Here is a 15,718-nt window from a genome sequence, read left to right on the forward strand (position 1 = left end):
GAATTTAAAAACAGTTGTTAACTTCTAATTAAAACTTTTCGAAAACGCCTAAGCCAAATAGTGCAAAATCGTATTTTACTGGATCGTTAGTATCTAATTTTCGTAGATTTTTATCTAATTCAGCAACTGCTTTCCAATCGTTTTGTTTTCTTAAAAGAAGTTTCAACTTTCTGGCTACATTACCAGAATGTACATCTAAAGGACAAGATAAATTTGCAGGATTGTGGCTTTTCCAAATGCCAAAATCTACTCTAGCTTTATCGTTTCTAACCATCCATCTTAAAAACATGTTTATGCGTTTTGCGGCAGAATTTTTTAAAGGATCTGAAATGTGTTTTTGTGTTCGTTGTTGGTGTTCAACTTCGAAAAAAACATTCTTAAAATTGTGGATGGCAGTTTGGTATGTTTTTGTAGCGTCTTTTATAGCAAGTACTTCTTCTAAACCATTATGATTTAGATAAATGTGTTGTAGTGATGTTATAAATTGTTGAAAATCAATATAGTTAAAAGTTCTATGAACAAAGTTTTCAAATGATTTTAAATCAGATTTTTTGTGGTTTAAAATGAAATCATGAGGAGAATTGTCTAGTAAATCCATCATTTTAGAAGCATTTCTAATAATCATAGTTCTGTTTCCCCAAGAAATGATAGCGGTTAAAAAACCAGCAATTTCTATGTCTTCTTTTTTTGAAAACAAATGCGGAATTTGAATTGGATCAGATTCAATAAACGTTGGGTTATTGTATAAAGTAACTTTTTCGTCTAAAAACTCTTTTAAATCTGATTTTTTCATTTTTATTCTTCAGGAATAAAACTAAGTAAAATAAAAAAACAGTTATAACAACCATGTAATAACATAGACCATTGTAGCCCTAAACGTACCCTAATATACCCCAAATAAAAACCAATAAGAATTTGTGGTAAAACTAAAATTGGTGATAATAATAAAACAGTTGTGGATATTTCAAAATTACTAATGTGCACAAAACCAAATAATAAAGCAAAAAAGTAAAAGCCAATTTTAAAATATTTTGGTTTTTTAAAAGCAGTAATTGGTGCTCTAAAAATAAGCTCTTCTATTACAGGAATTATTATAGCGCCAGTTAAAATAACTTTCCATTTAGCCATACCTTTAAACATTTTTTCTACCTCATGAGAATCCATATTTACCCATTCAAGAGCTTCTAATAAAGCAAAAACAGGAGTGATAATAATGCCTGTTATAACACAAATTGCAAAAATTTTTAAAAATAACGTAAACCTGTAATTTAGGTTTGTATTTTCATCTTCTTTTAAAATAGGATTTTTAAAATAAGCAATTAGGGCAAACAAAGTCTCTTTCATGATTGTTTTTTAAAAGTTAATACCAAATTTACAACCTAATGTGAAGTTTAAAAGTGTTTTTTTGTCGTAATTTTTAAACTCTCTAATATTAAAGGAGGGAAAATCGTTATCATAAATTTCATGTATATCACTATCAAACTCTAAGTTTAAATGATTAAATCTCTTGATTCTTAGTCCTAAGCCAGTGTATAAATCTAAATAAAATCTATTTGCTATGGGAACTAAAAAACCATACTTAAAGTTAATTACAGTAACTCTCTTTTTTGTTGCAAAATCATCTCTGATAATGTCACTATAATTGGAATTGTTGTTTTGTTCATAATAATCTAAATAGGCATTGTATTGGCTATTAATGTTGCGAAATTCAAACCCTAAATATTCATTTAAATGAGCATTCTTGGTAAAGTTAATACCATTATACCATTTTATTTCAAACCTATGAGAGTTTGCTTTTTCTTCTAAATACGTAATTTTATGATCATTTAATTTAGTGTCAGGAAAAAGTGTACCATATTCTGCGTTTAAACTTAAGTTTTTAGTAATAAAAAACTCTGCACCTATGGTAACCATAGGAATTGAAAAGATATCAAAAGGTGCCAATACAGAAGTATAAACAAACAATTTATTTTTAGGAATTGCGACAATTTTTTTATCGCTTAATACAATTTTATTAGAGATGGTATCTACTGCAAAATGCAAATTATTAGGATATCTAAAAGCTTTTTTAGTATAAATATCAGGAATTAAACCAATTCCGTAATTGTAAACGTTTAGCAAAGTATTTACAGATATTTTTTTATTAAAAGAAAAGTCTTGTTGTAAACTATCTTTTAATACTGTAATTTCTAATGGTTTTGAAGAACGATTTGGTGTAATAGTCGTTTTTTTGCTATTTATAGCAATCGTATCATTATTAAAAATGATTTTACTGGGCTTGTTTGAAGATATTTTTACAGAAGTTGTTTTGCCGTTTAAAATGGTTGCACAAGAACTTACTATTAGTACTGTTACAAAAAGCAACCCAAGTTTTTTCATTTTTTTAAATGATTTTACCATCTTTCATAGTAAGCGTTCTGTCTGCCATTTCTGCTAGTTCTTTATTGTGCGTAACTAAAACAAAAGTTTGCCCAAATTCATCACGAAGTTTAAAAAATAGTTCATGTAAATTTTTTGCTGATTCGCTATCTAAATTTCCACTTGGTTCGTCTGCTAAAATTACTGATGGATTGTTAATTAAAGCTCTTGCAACTGCAACACGTTGTTGCTCACCACCAGAAAGTTCATTTGGTTTGTGGTGAACTCTATGAGATAAACCTAAAAAACTTAAAATTTCTTCTGCGCGTTTTTCTGTTTCTTTTTTATTTTTTTTTCCAATAAAAGCAGGAATACAAACATTTTCTAACGCTGTAAATTCTGGCAATAATTGATGAAATTGAAAAATAAAACCAATATGATTGTTTCTAAAGGAAGATAATTGTTTGTCGGATAAATTTTTAAGAGAGATATTGTTTACAGAAAGTTCAAAATCTTGCTCTTTTAAAGGCTTGTCTAAAGTACCAAGAATTTGTAAAAGAGTTGTTTTTCCTGCTCCAGAAGGACCTACAATAGCAACAATTTCACTTTTTTTTATGTGTAAATCTACTCCTTTTAGTACTTCTACATTACCATAATATTTATGAATATTCTTGCTAACAATCATCTTTTTTGAATTTGAAACGAAAGTATAAAAAAGAAATCAGAAACACCTAACGCATTTCTGATTTCATAATAAATCTTAAATCAATCAATGTATAAAAAACTTAAAAAATATTTTTTATAGCATTATAGTCTATAAAATATACAAACCTTACAGAAAACGTGTGTTGATTTGGTTGATTGAATAAGTTTTCTAGATTTTCTCCAAAATTTAAACCAGAATTATCGTTAAAATCGAATATAGAGTTTCTATAAAAAACAATTAATTGGCTTCCTGGAGCAAATTGCCAAAAATAGTTTAAGTCTAAATTCCAACTATTAAAGTTTACGTCGTCTGTTGGGTATGTTGGATTTTGGGTTAGAGAACCGTCTGAATTTAAATTTAAAAAGTCGTTATATGTTGCTGTACTCCAATAATATCTAAAACTTAAAGACAAAGATGAGTTTGTGCTAAAACTGTATTTACCGTTTACAGAATTGGTAATATCTTTTCTGTCTCTTTGACCAAATATTATATTATTGTTAAGTTGATCTACATAACCTTGATCATTATTGTTTATTCTATAATTTAAACTATATCCTAAAGAAAACTGATTGGTAAACCTGTAACGTGGGCTTATACCAAAACCATAACCTTCTTGAGGGTGATTTGTAAAATAATTGTAATAAGCATTAGCATTTATTTCTAATTTTTTTTGAGAATTTGTAGAAATCCAAGCATTTACATTGGTTCTTTCTGGTCTTAAAAAATAAACACCACTAGTGGTACCTTGTCTTGGTTCAAAATAATCTCTATTTTCAGAACTATAATTTAAATTGCCTCCAAAAGTAAGACGCTCTCTTGTTTGTGCGCTTGCACCCAAACCAGCATTATAACCAGTAAAAGCTCCAGAAAAGTGCTGAAAGTTAACTTGATTATAAAAGTTAAAACGATATCTGTTAAAATTTTTAGTGGGTTGTAATGTTTGCCAACCAGCACTTCCATAAATAGTCTGTTGGTCATTTGTAAATAGGATTCCTAAATCATTAGGGTTAAAGTCTTTGTTTTCAAAATTATAACCAATTTCCCAACTATAATGTCCAAAATTGTAACCGAAACTATTATCAAAAGTATAACCTGTATTTGGGTTTTTTACATCATCAAAAATATTACTCATTTTAAACGAACCATCTACATTGTATTTACTGTCTTTTGTTTCTATATGCCAGTCTAAAGCCGTTACATTAGCGTCTCTAAATCGCCCATCTCTAGTAACGTTTGTATTAATTAAAGAAACTGTAGAGTTTTGATTAAACTGTTGATCTAAAACTAAAATATTAAAATTTGTAAATGGATCTATAACTTCTTTTCTAATAGTGGTTTCTTCAGTAATTGTTCCATTATTATTAGTAGCTGTTGTTGTTTTAATTGTAGCTTCTGTATTTTGAGTTATGGCGTTAAAAAAACCAATTCCTAAACCGTTTTTTGTTCTACCAGAAATTTTTACAGCATTTAACATCGTGGTTTTGTTGGGGTAATCAGTAATTTCTTCGTTTACTTTTTTATTATTTGCATCAAAATTTTCATCATTTCTTAAGGTAGAAGCTACATTAAATTGATCTATTGCTGGTCCACCAATTCTTCTAGAATAAAATAAATTGGCAATATTAAATAGTTCTGTTCCTTCTGTAAAAAATTGTCTTTGTTCTGTAAATTGTTGTTCAAAAGGGCTTAAGTTTAGCTCCACATCATCAAAACCAACTTGACTAAAATCAGGAATTAAAGTTGCATCTAAAGTAAAGTTTTCAGATAAACCATATTTGATATCCATTCCTAAACTATAATCATATGTTGTGCTGCCATCATAAGAAATAGAAGTTGCAGCTGCATAAGGATATAAATTTAATCTTGTAGTTGGTTTTATATCTCTAAAACCTTCAATTAAACCATCGTATTGCGTCCATCTCCCTACGGCATTGTCTATGTGTGTCCAAGTATGTTGTTCATTTAACAACTCTAATCTTCTATGAAAATTAAAACCCCAAGACTGTACAGGTCTATTTGCAAAACGAATAGTTCTGTAAGGTAATTTTATTTCAACTTGCCAACCTTTATCAGTTATTTTTGTAGCACTGTCCCACACTGCACTCCAATTAAAATCTTCATTTCCGTTAGAAACTTTAGAGTCTGCTTGATTTCCTGTAGATTGTACTACAAATTCAAATGGGTTTTGTCCATCATCATTTGGATTTATTGTTACTAAAAAGAAATCTGCTTGACTAAAATTATCTCTTACCGCAAATTCTTGAGGAATATTTTCGGGATCTGGATCTAGCATAATTGCAGAAATATATACAGCTTCATTGTCGTAAACTACTTTTACAGTAGTTTGATATTCATCTTTTACAGCAACACCATTTTCAGGTCTAAAAATTACAAAATTTGTGAGTTCTTCTGCATTTTTCCAAGCATCATCATTTAATAATCCATCAATTTTTGGAGCTTTTTCAATTCGAGTTGTGGTTGCAGTTTTTCGGTTTTTTACATTCTGAGCGCTCGTAAGAAACGAGATTAATACCATGAAAAATGGTAGTATAAAGATTTTTTTAAACATGTTTTTTGGTTGATTGGTTTAAAACACCTTGCAAAAATATTTAGATGACTAAAAAAAAATCACAATATTGTGTTAATAGATTAAAGACCCATTAAATTTTTATGCGTTACAGTTTGTAACTGTTAAAGATTTCTTAAAGAATTGTAATGGTTCATAATTTTCAAGTTTTTTAGAGAAACATAGTCCAGTTTTACATCTGAATTTGTATTTTTGTCAACGTTTTTAAACATTTACAACAATGAACTTACACGAATATCAAGGAAAAGAAATTTTAAGCAGTTTTGGTGTTAGAATACAACGCGGAATTGTAGCAAGTAGCCATAAAGAAGCTGTTGATGCAGCAAAACAATTAACAGCAGAAACTGGTACAGGTTGGCATGTTATTAAAGCACAAGTTCATGCAGGTGGTCGTGGAAAAGGTGGAGGTGTAAAATTAGCAAAAAACCTACAAGAAGTAGAAAAAATTGCTGATGATATTATTGGTATGATGTTAATCACACCACAAACTTCAGCAGAAGGTAAAAAAGTACACCAAGTTTTAGTAGCCGAAGATGTATATTATCCTGGAGCTTCTGAACCAGAAGAATATTACATGTCTGTTTTATTAAACAGAGCAACAGGTAAAAATATGATTATGTATTCTACAGAAGGTGGAATGGATATTGAAACAGTTGCTGAGGAAACTCCACATTTAATTTATACTGAAGAAATTGATCCATTATTAGGTTTAATGCCTTTTCAAGCTCGTAAAATAGCTTTTAATTTAGGTCTATCAGGTACAGCTTTTAAAGAAATGACAAAATTTGTTACTGCTTTATATACTGCTTACATAAAGTCTGATTCTTCAATGTTTGAAATTAATCCTGTTTTAAAAACATCTGATGATAAAATAATGGCTGTAGATGCTAAAGTTTCTTTAGATGAAAATGCATTATTTAGACATAGAGATTATGCTGCAATGCGTGATTTACGTGAAGAGAACCCAATTGAAGTAGAAGCAAAAGCTGCTGGCTTAAATTATGTAGATTTAGACGGAAACGTTGGTTGTATGGTTAATGGAGCTGGTTTAGCAATGGGAACTATGGACTTAATTAAAGAATCTGGAGGTGAACCTGCTAACTTTTTAGATGTTGGTGGAACTGCAGATGCACAAAGAGTTGAAACTGCTTTTGGTATTATTTTAAAAGATCCAAATGTAAAAGCAATTTTAGTAAATATTTTTGGAGGTATTGTACGTTGTGACAGAGTTGCACAAGGTGTTGTAGATGCCTACAAAAATATGGGAGATAAAATTACAGTACCAATTATTTGTAGATTACAAGGAACAAATGCGAAAGAAGCAAAAGAGTTAATTGACAACTCTGGTATGAAAATTATTTCTGCTACAGAATTTCAAGAAGCTGCAGATAAAGTACAAGAAGTTTTACAAGCTTAAAATACAAGCTTTTAAATTTTTATAAAGCCTTTGCTAATTTAGCAAAGGCTTTTTTATTTCAATTTTTTTATATTTACGTTGTATGAAACTGTTTTTAATTTTATTCTCTATTATTTCTTCAACTTTTTTTATTACAAATGTTGATATTTTTTCTTTAAAAAAGAAAACTACAACCACAGTTTTAATGCAAGACAATACTGTTTTGGTTAAAAAAATTAAAGCAAGAATTAGTGCCTTAAAGAAACAGCGAAAAAAACTTAAGAATTTAAAAAAATGGTCATCTGTTAAAGAGAAATCTTACGTAGAAGAAATAAAAAAATTAGAAGCTGGTTTAAAAAAGTTAGGTTATAAAGAGTCTAATAATTTAAGTGTTGAAGAAAAGATAAAAAAATTGCAGAAAGAATTAAAGTACATAAATAACAATCGTGTAAATAAAAACGCAAAAAATTCTTGGACTAAAGAAGATGATGCTATTTATGAAAAAAAAGCTAGTAAGTTGATAGATAGTATTATAAAGTTAAGAAAAATGCTTAATTAAAAGCTTTTAACTATCTTAATAGGATTTTATAGTTGCTTTATATTCATGAATACTATCAAACTTTTTAATATCTAAATAACTTCCTTTTTTAAATAGCTTTGTGCGAAAGAATTTAAAGTTATAAATAATAATACAACAATACCTTTTTCAATTCTTCAATATTTTACACGGGCAATAGAAATAAATTTTATGAAGTATTTTAATTGTTAAGATATATTTTAAAAAATAAGGTATCCTATTTTTAAAGAGATGTTGCTAACATTTATATCGTCAATGTTTTTTCCTTCTATTTTAACTCTTCTAGGAGTAAAATAATTTAAATCTACCGTAATTTTTTCACTTACTTTATAGCCTAAACCAAAATTGAAACCAAATGTGGAGTTCATGTCATAGGTTGTTGAGTCTCCTGTATCAGAATCAGTTTGAGTAATTTCACTTTCAATTGGAACATCAAAATTAACTCCTAAGTTTATAAATAAAGCATTATTGTTATTAAAATACATATAATGTCTTACTCCTAAAGGAATTTCTATATTGCTAAACTTTGTTTCATTTATATCAAAAATAGGAACGATTATATCGCCAACTCCACTTCCTCCAAAGCCTAAATTTTTATAACCTTTAATAGTTTTACTTTGAGTAGAGAAATTTGTTTGGTAACTAGGGTCTATAAAAACTGCCCATTTATTATTATTTAAAGCAAAAATATATTCAATTTCAACTCCAAATTTAAATACTAATTCAGAATTATAAGATTCAGCTTCGTTGGTTTGTTCAACAATATTTTCTGCTGAGAATAAACCAGTTCCTAATCTTCCTTTGATATTAAATATTGGTTTTTTTGAATTTTTTTTCCTATCCGTTAAATTGATAAAATTTTTATTTTTACAAACATTATAATCAACAAAAAAACTAATAAAACTTTTTCTTTTATAATCTATGTTATAATCTAAGTTTGCACAAAAAAAGTTTTGTTTTAACTGAAGTTGATAGTTTCTGTTCTCAGAAATTCCATTACTTTCATTCTTATACTTTTTATAATCGAAAGGAATAACTTTGTTGTTTTTTTTGAAAAAAAACCTAGTAACTTCATTATCAGAAAATTGTAAAAGACTGCTTTCACTTTCTACTAAAACTTCTAATAGTAAGCTTACTTCTTCTTTGTTTAAAATTCTGATTGTAGTAAGTTCGCTTATATTATCACTAGATAAATCAGTTTTAACAGTGTGTCTCTCATATTTTACATCTGGAGCAATATGTAAAGCGTTAATTTGAGAAGAATTTATAGATAATTCTTGTGATGAATCATTAATTTTATAATCAAACTTTTCTGGAATTTTATAAGGGTTTTCATCCTTTATAAAACATTCTACCTTTGTTCCGTCTAAAGTTATAAAGTACCCTTTCTTAAACGAACTTTGCGCAAAAGAATTTAAAGTTATAAGTAATAATACAAAAACAGTTTTTTTCATTTCTTCAATTTTTTATGGGCAAAAATCGTAAATTTTTGAGAAGTTTTTAACTTTTAGTAAAATAATTTCTTTTAAAATGATTTTTTAAAAAAATATAATTAAGTTGTTTTTATGAAGGTTCTAAAAAAGTTAATAACGATATGGTTTTAAAGATTAAAATTTTGAAATGAAATTAATATTTCTTTTACTAAAAAATTTCATAACCAATGTTAAAGCTAAGTACACTTCTTTTAAATTTCCAATCAGATATTCCTTCATTATCAGTTTTTGATTTAAAATCTCCAGAAATTGGCATAAAATTTAGCTCAACAGTATATTTTTTTATATTTAAACCAACACTTAAAAATAATGAATACGTATTATTGTATGTTAAATTAGCTTCTTCATTCCCATTTGTGTAAGTATATTTAGTACTTCCGCTATGAAGATTATATGCAACTCCAGCATTTGAATAAATGTACTTTTCATCCGAAATTTTAAAGTAGTGCCTATAAGAAAGTATTAAATTTGTTAGACCAATATTATTAGCAATTTCTACATTCACAGGACTTGAAGCTCCAAAGTTTATACTATCTTTTGTTTCTGATTTGAAATGATGTTGTAAAGAAAAAATAAATGAATTTTTCTTATAAATTGTATTAAAAAACAACTCTATATCAAGGCCTACATTTAGGTTATTCGAGTTGAAAGAACTATTAAAAGAATTACTTTGTACTGCTTTAGTATCTTGATTATAAAATGAATAACCAATTTTTGGGGTGATACTTATTAAGTCTTTTAAATCTCGAGAATCAGTAATTTTACTAAAGTTTTTAGAATTTATATTTTCATCATTTGCATATTTTAAAAAATACTCAATTAATGACTTTTTTTTATATTTTATTGAGCCAATATATCCTCTCTTGTTTACTGACTTTAATTTGTACTCATCTAATAACTGTTTCCTGTAATTTCTTACTTCAAAAGTTTTATTATTATTCTTTATCTTTTTAAATTCTAGCCAATTAATAGTATTATTTTTTTCTACAAAATAATATTCATTCCCATCTTTTTCATAAGAGTAGAAAGTGAAGTTTTTAGCATCTAATTCAATTTTTAAAAAAAGGTTGGCTGTACTTAAGTTGAATTTATTACTATTATTTTGATTTTTAGCGTACATGTTTTTTTCTAAAAATTCAATACTTACCTGTTTTCTAATATATTTTGTTTTTTCTGTAGAAAGTTCATTTAATTCCTCTACAGATATTTCATGTATTTTTGAACTATTTTTATTCGTTTTATAGTAAACTTTTTCTTGAATATTATACCCAAATACCATTATATAAGCATCAATTTTAGTGTCTGCTTTTGTTTTCATAAATCCTTTTCTAAAAGTACTTTGGGCAAATGAGTTTAAGCTCACTAATAATAAAGTCAATACTATCTTTTTCATTTTTTTTAAATTTAATTTGTAATTTTTTTGATTAATATATTTTAAATAAAATTTTTATTTCTAAACACTTTCTTTTAAAACTGCAATTTCATCACGTAATTTTGCAGCAGCAATAAAATCTAAAGCTTTTGCAGCAGCTTCCATTTGTTTACGTTTAGAACGTATACGTTTTTCGATTTCTTCTTTAGGTAAGTATTGTAAATCTTGTTCTGCAGCAACTTGTTTTGCATTGTCATAATGGTAACTGGAAACTGCAGATTTAGTTAAAGTATTGTCTATTCTTTTATTGATTTGCGTAGGAGTAATGTTATGTTTACTGTTGTACGCAATTTGTTTTTCTCTTCTTCTTTCAGTTTCGTCAATTGTTTTTTGCATGCTATCTGTAATTTTATCTGCATACATAATTGCCAAACCGTTTACATTTCTTGCAGCTCTTCCAACAGTTTGGGTTAAAGATTTTGTGTTTCTTAAAAAACCTTCTTTATCAGCATCTAAAATAGCAACTAAAGATACTTCTGGTAAATCTAAACCTTCACGTAATAAGTTTACACCAATTAAAACATCAAACAAGCCTTTTCGTAAATCTTGCATAATTTCCACACGCTCTAAAGTATCTACATCAGAATGTATGTATCTACAACGAATATCAACTCTTGTTAGGTACTTTGTTAATTCTTCTGCCATTCTTTTTGTTAAAGTAGTAACTAAAGTACGTTCGTCTTTTTCTACTCTTAATTGAATTTCTTCAATTAAATCATCAATTTGATTTAAACTTGGTCTTACTTCTATTGGAGGATCTAATAAACCAGTTGGACGTATTATTTGCTCAACAAAAACACCTTCGGTTTTTTGTAATTCGTAATCTGCTGGTGTTGCAGAAACAAAAATGGTTTGATTTTGAATGGCTTCAAATTCGTCAAACTTTAAAGGCCTATTGTCCATTGCAGCTGGTAAACGAAAACCATATTCTACTAAATTTTCTTTTCTACTTCTATCTCCACCATACATGGCATGAGTTTGTGGTACAGTTACGTGACTTTCATCAATAACCATTAAATAATCATCAGGAAAATAATCTAACAAACAAAAGGGTCTTGTTCCTGGTAACCTGCCATCTAAATATCTAGAGTAATTTTCTATTCCTGAACAATATCCAAGTTCGCGAATCATTTCTAAATCGAATTCTGTTCTTTCTTTGATTCGTTTTGCTTCTAAATGTTTACCAATTTCATTGAAAAAATCTACTTGTTTCATCATATCTTCTTGAATTTGATGAATGGCATTTTGTAAAACATCTGGAGAAGTAACGAATAAATTTGCTGGATAAATACTTAATTCTTCAAAAGTATTTATAATGGCATTACTTTCTAAATCAAACAATTCTATTTCCTCAATTTCATCACCAAAAAAATGAACTCTATAACCATTATCACCATAAGAAGGGTAAATTGTTACGACATCGCCTTTTACTTTAAAGGTTCCACTTTTTATTTCAACTTCAGTTCTAGAGTATAAACTGGTAACTAACTGATGTAAAAACTTTGTTCTGGAAATTTGTTGCCCAACTTGAATAGGTATTACGTTTTTCTTAAATTCAGTAGGGTTTCCAATACCATACAAACACGAAACTGAGGCTACAACTAATACGTCTCTTCGTCCAGAAAGTAGGGAAGAAGTGGTGCTTAAACGCAACCTTTCAATATCTTCATTAATAGATAAATCTTTCTCAATATATGTTCCTGTTACAGGAATATAGGCTTCAGGTTGATAATAATCATAATAAGAAACGAAGTATTCAACTGCGTTTTCAGGAAAAAACTGTTTAAATTCTGAGTATAATTGTGCTGCTAACGTTTTATTGTGTGCTAAAACTAATGTTGGTTTTTTTACATTTTTTACAACATTAGCAACTGTAAAGGTTTTACCTGAGCCTGTAACACCCAAAAGGGTTTGGTATTTTTCACCACTGTTGATGTTGGTTGAAAGCTCTTTTATGGCTTGTGGCTGATCTCCAGTTGGAGAAAACTCCGAAACTAATTTAAATTCCATATTGTAAAAATACGGATTGTAATTGTATTTTTATTTTCTAATTAAACTAAAGTTTCCTGTTTTTTTAATTAAGTTATCGTCAATATCTACAATTTCTACAGTAAACCAGTAATTATTAGAAATTAGTGTTTTTCCATTAAAAGTTCCGTCCCAACCAGGAGAGTTAAAATCTGTTATAGAGCCAACGATTCTTCCTAATCTATCAAAAATTTTAATGTTTATTGATTTGTAGAAAACAGCATCTAAACCACGTATGTTCCAAAAATCATTTACACCATCGCCATTTGGTGTAAAATATTCTTGCACCCCTAAAACAGATACGTTTTGTTGAATTGGAGTTTCGCAATTATTTGTGTCTCTCACATAAATTGTTTTTAAACCTGGAATAACTTGGGTGAACGTATATGAAGTTGTATTTCCAAAGAAAGTAGTATTGTCTAAAGAAAATTCGTAAGTACTATTTCCATCTATAAAAACTTCAACAATATTGTTGTTTTCATCTTCAGTATTTACAATAATGTTTGAAAAAACAGGGTTTTCTGGATTTGTAACTTCAAATTCTTTGGTAAAAGAACATTCAATATTATTTTCAGTTTTGTAAGATGTTAAAGAAAAAGTTCCTGTATTTGTGAGTGTAAAATTAATGTTTGTACTGATTACTGTTCCTAAGCTATTTTTCCATTCATGTCTTTCATTACTAGTGTCTGCGGATAATGTTATTGGTGGTTTTAAGCTTGGATCAAAACAAATTGTATAACTGTTTTGTAAGTTTATAATTGGTTGTGAATTTACAATTGCTTCAAAAGATTGAATTCCGCCACAACTAGCATTTTCATCTACTCTTACCCAAATGGTGGTGGTTTTAGAAATAAAATTTTCTGGAAGCTCATTGGTTGTTGTGAGTGCGTCTGAATAGGTGTTATAAAATCTTAATGTAGTAGTGGTTCTATCTAAATTCAAATCATTATAAATAGCTACTTTTTTTGCTTGTAAATCAAATGCTCCTTTTTGATTTCCAGATGTTGAATCTGAATCTTCACAAACGTACATTTCTGAAATAGGATCTACTTGTACAAAAGTCGCATTCACTCTAAATGATGAAAAAGAAATACATCCATTTTCGTTTACTACTTTTATAAATATTTCTTGATTGGGGATTGTATTTCTATAGTTATCAGGAGTTGTAATTCTGTTAATATCAGCTTGAGCATCAATATTTGTTTCATAAAAAAACAACTCTTCATCTAATGCTGGATTTGTAATTTTTTCTCTAATATTGAATAGATTAAAATTAGAAATACCATCAAAATCATCATCACATTGTACCAATTCTTGGTTAGGTTTTAGTATTGGTAACGCAAAAACTTGTATTTTTTTATAAACATTTACAATGGTGTTGTTGTTTAGGGTAATTTCTGCTTGAACTATCTTTGAACCACTAGAAGTATATTGATGAGTTGGGGTTAAGCCTGTAGCAGAGTTTCCATCACCAAAATCCCAATTAATTGATTGTATTGGAATATATGATGTGGCAGAAAAATTTACATTTTCACCCAAACACTTATCTTCGGAAAAAATTCTACTTTCAAAAAAAGATTGCACAAAGTTAGGAAGTCCGCTAAAAGAAAGCCCAGGAGTTACATTTTCTTGATTATCAACAAAATCACTGTCCAAACCTGAAATATTAGGCTCATTTATTACTGATAAAAATTCTGAACCTTCGTCATTATCATTATGAATTTTTTTAGCTACATATATTTTTCCATCAGAACCTAATTGTAATGACCTATATTTATAAGCATTGGAAGAAGTTAGCACAATAGGCGAATTTAAAGGATCTGAACTACCTTCTACATTAAATTGTCTTACCAAACTTGGACCAACATTTAAATCTCCTGAAAAATAAATAATTTTAGAATCTTGAGAAAAAGCAATACCATAAGGAACGATAAAAACATTTGGTCCCATGTTTGTACTTATCTTATTTCTATACGTAACTTCTCCAGTTGAAGTATCAAAGTCTAGAATATATAATGCTTCTTTTCCTGTAAAGTCAAAATTTGCCAATCCAATAGTTTTTCCATCAGGAGCTATTTTTAACTGACCAATAGAAGATGTAGTTGTTGCTTCTGGTACTCTGTACATGGTTCTTCTATTGTCAACACCTGTTGCATCTACTTTAAAAATAGAAAAAGTTTCAAAAGCGGAAGTATTTTCACTATTTGACGATCCAAAAGTAATTACCCAAATAGCGTTTCCATCATCACTATGTACTGCTGTTATTCTTTCTGTTTTATAAATTGCTAAAAAAACATTTTTAGAAATTACTTTTCCTAACGGAAAAGCATTAGATATTTCTACTTCAGAATATTTTAAACCCGCACTAAAATTAGCATCAGATTCCATTCTGGTTGTAAATACATAATAAATTTCTTGACTACCAGGTTTTGGAACTATAACTGCAGTTTGTGTGTTTCCAATTTCACCAGCTAAACCAGTTCCATTTTCCATTATTTGATGATTTTTATTCCAAATAGTTTCACCATTGGTATAAAATAATAAGTTTCCATTTCTATCGGAAATAGAAGCGCTACCTGCAGGTGCAGTTATTTGACTATTTGAAAGAATATTTGTTCTACCTAAGTCGAAATCTATACCAGCTTTTTCACCAAAAAACCAAAAGTTTGCTTCACCTTGCGAGAAGCTAAGGTTAGCTATTAAAATAAATAATATGCCAACTACTTTTTGTTTCATGATATTTTACCTTCTTAAAAGAGAGAAATTACCTTTTTTGTTAATTGTTGGTTTGGAAGAATCTGCAGGAATTAGCTGAATATTAAACCAATAATCATCAGAAGGGAGTAGTTTTCCGTTGAAAGTTCCATTCCATCCTTGTGAATCAATAGGAATTTGCGCGACTAATTTTCCAAATCTGTTAAAAATATTGATACTTGCATTTGGATAAAAGGTTTTATTAGCGCCTTTAATTACCCAAGTATCATTTCTTCCATCGCCATTTGGGGTAAAGAATTTAGGAAATTGAATTACAGAAACTTGCAGAGTAGCATCTGGAGCACATCCATTTTTATCATTAACAATGATGGTGTAAATTCCGCCTTCTAAATTCTCGAAACTAGGTTCGTCTTGAAATGGAGTAGT

12 protein-coding genes are annotated in these 15,718 nt (G+C 28.5%); 2 read left to right on the plus strand and 10 right to left on the minus strand.

From position 1 onward, the window contains the following. Positions 1-28 precede the first annotated feature (28 nt). The 5 genes from FDT66_RS13265 to FDT66_RS13285 form a co-directional block, all read right to left on the minus strand. The gene (locus tag FDT66_RS13265; RefSeq protein ID WP_138537335.1) at positions 29-793 is read right to left on the minus strand and encodes a TIGR02757 family protein; all 765 of its coding nucleotides are present in this window, start codon (positions 791-793) and stop codon (positions 29-31) included. Between the two features lie 2 nt (positions 794-795). Continuing rightward, entirely contained in the window at positions 796-1,344 is a 549-nt protein-coding gene (locus tag FDT66_RS13270) for a CPBP family intramembrane glutamic endopeptidase (RefSeq protein WP_138537337.1), read from the minus strand. Between the two features lie 9 nt (positions 1,345-1,353). Next, positions 1,354-2,379, minus strand: a complete 1,026-nt coding sequence (locus FDT66_RS13275; RefSeq protein WP_138537339.1) for a hypothetical protein — start codon at positions 2,377-2,379, stop codon at positions 1,354-1,356. Positions 2,380-2,383: 4 nt separating this feature from the next. Continuing rightward, a complete protein-coding gene (locus FDT66_RS13280; protein ID WP_138537341.1) occupies positions 2,384-3,043 on the minus strand; it encodes an ABC transporter ATP-binding protein in 660 nt (219 codons plus the stop codon). Positions 3,044-3,143: 100 nt separating this feature from the next. Then, entirely contained in the window at positions 3,144-5,633 is a 2,490-nt protein-coding gene (locus FDT66_RS13285; RefSeq protein WP_138537343.1) for a DUF5916 domain-containing protein, read from the minus strand. A 238-nt stretch (positions 5,634-5,871) separates the two neighbouring features. Between FDT66_RS13285 and sucC the strand changes: the two genes are divergently transcribed. Beyond that, positions 5,872-7,068 carry an ADP-forming succinate--CoA ligase subunit beta gene (gene sucC / locus FDT66_RS13290; RefSeq protein ID WP_138537345.1) on the plus strand — a complete coding sequence of 399 codons (1,197 nt, stop codon included), beginning with the start codon at positions 5,872-5,874 and terminating at the stop codon, positions 7,066-7,068. Between the two features lie 82 nt (positions 7,069-7,150). Beyond that, positions 7,151-7,606 (plus strand): hypothetical protein, encoded by a 456-nt coding sequence (locus FDT66_RS13295; protein ID WP_138537347.1) that lies wholly within the window; start codon positions 7,151-7,153, stop codon positions 7,604-7,606. A 218-nt stretch (positions 7,607-7,824) separates the two neighbouring features. Here the strand turns inward: FDT66_RS13295 and FDT66_RS13300 are convergent, their stop codons facing one another. The 5 genes from FDT66_RS13300 to FDT66_RS13320 all read right to left on the minus strand — a co-directional run. Next, positions 7,825-9,078 carry an outer membrane beta-barrel protein gene (locus FDT66_RS13300; protein WP_138537349.1) on the minus strand — a complete coding sequence of 418 codons (1,254 nt, stop codon included), beginning with the start codon at positions 9,076-9,078 and terminating at the stop codon, positions 7,825-7,827. A gap of 187 nt (positions 9,079-9,265) precedes the next feature. After that, complete coding sequence (locus FDT66_RS13305; protein WP_138537351.1) at positions 9,266-10,510, minus strand: hypothetical protein; 1,245 nt, start codon at positions 10,508-10,510, stop codon at positions 9,266-9,268. 60 nt (positions 10,511-10,570) lie between these two features. Further along, positions 10,571-12,559, minus strand: a complete 1,989-nt coding sequence (gene uvrB, locus FDT66_RS13310) for an excinuclease ABC subunit UvrB (protein WP_138537353.1) — start codon at positions 12,557-12,559, stop codon at positions 10,571-10,573. Between the two features lie 30 nt (positions 12,560-12,589). Beyond that, positions 12,590-15,313, minus strand: coding sequence for a T9SS type B sorting domain-containing protein (locus tag FDT66_RS13315; RefSeq protein ID WP_138537355.1), 2,724 nt, complete (start codon positions 15,311-15,313; stop codon positions 12,590-12,592). A 6-nt stretch (positions 15,314-15,319) separates the two neighbouring features. Next, a partial coding sequence (locus FDT66_RS13320) for a T9SS type B sorting domain-containing protein (protein ID WP_138534104.1) occupies positions 15,320-15,718 on the minus strand: 399 nt, incomplete at its 5' end.

The sequence above is a fragment of the Polaribacter aestuariivivens genome (assembly GCF_005885675.1).
Taxonomy (GTDB): domain Bacteria; phylum Bacteroidota; class Bacteroidia; order Flavobacteriales; family Flavobacteriaceae; genus Polaribacter; species Polaribacter aestuariivivens.

Bases quoted from the DNA above. Each gene is read 5' to 3' on its own strand.
- uvrB (WP_138537353.1), bottom strand. From the start codon at position 12,559: ATGGAATTTAAATTAGTTTCGGAGTTTTCTCCAACTGGAGATCAGCCA.
- FDT66_RS13270 (WP_138537337.1), bottom strand. From the start codon at position 1,344: ATGAAAGAGACTTTGTTTGCCCTAATTGCTTATTTTAAAAATCCTATT.
- FDT66_RS13300 (WP_138537349.1), bottom strand. From the start codon at position 9,078: ATGAAAAAAACTGTTTTTGTATTATTACTTATAACTTTAAATTCTTTT.
- FDT66_RS13265 (WP_138537335.1), bottom strand. From the start codon at position 793: ATGAAAAAATCAGATTTAAAAGAGTTTTTAGACGAAAAAGTTACTTTA.
- FDT66_RS13295 (WP_138537347.1), top strand. From the start codon at position 7,151: ATGAAACTGTTTTTAATTTTATTCTCTATTATTTCTTCAACTTTTTTT.
- FDT66_RS13280 (WP_138537341.1), bottom strand. From the start codon at position 3,043: ATGATTGTTAGCAAGAATATTCATAAATATTATGGTAATGTAGAAGTA.
- sucC (WP_138537345.1), top strand. From the start codon at position 5,872: ATGAACTTACACGAATATCAAGGAAAAGAAATTTTAAGCAGTTTTGGT.
- FDT66_RS13275 (WP_138537339.1), bottom strand. From the start codon at position 2,379: ATGAAAAAACTTGGGTTGCTTTTTGTAACAGTACTAATAGTAAGTTCT.
- FDT66_RS13305 (WP_138537351.1), bottom strand. From the start codon at position 10,510: ATGAAAAAGATAGTATTGACTTTATTATTAGTGAGCTTAAACTCATTT.
- FDT66_RS13315 (WP_138537355.1), bottom strand. From the start codon at position 15,313: ATGAAACAAAAAGTAGTTGGCATATTATTTATTTTAATAGCTAACCTT.
- FDT66_RS13285 (WP_138537343.1), bottom strand. From the start codon at position 5,633: ATGTTTAAAAAAATCTTTATACTACCATTTTTCATGGTATTAATCTCG.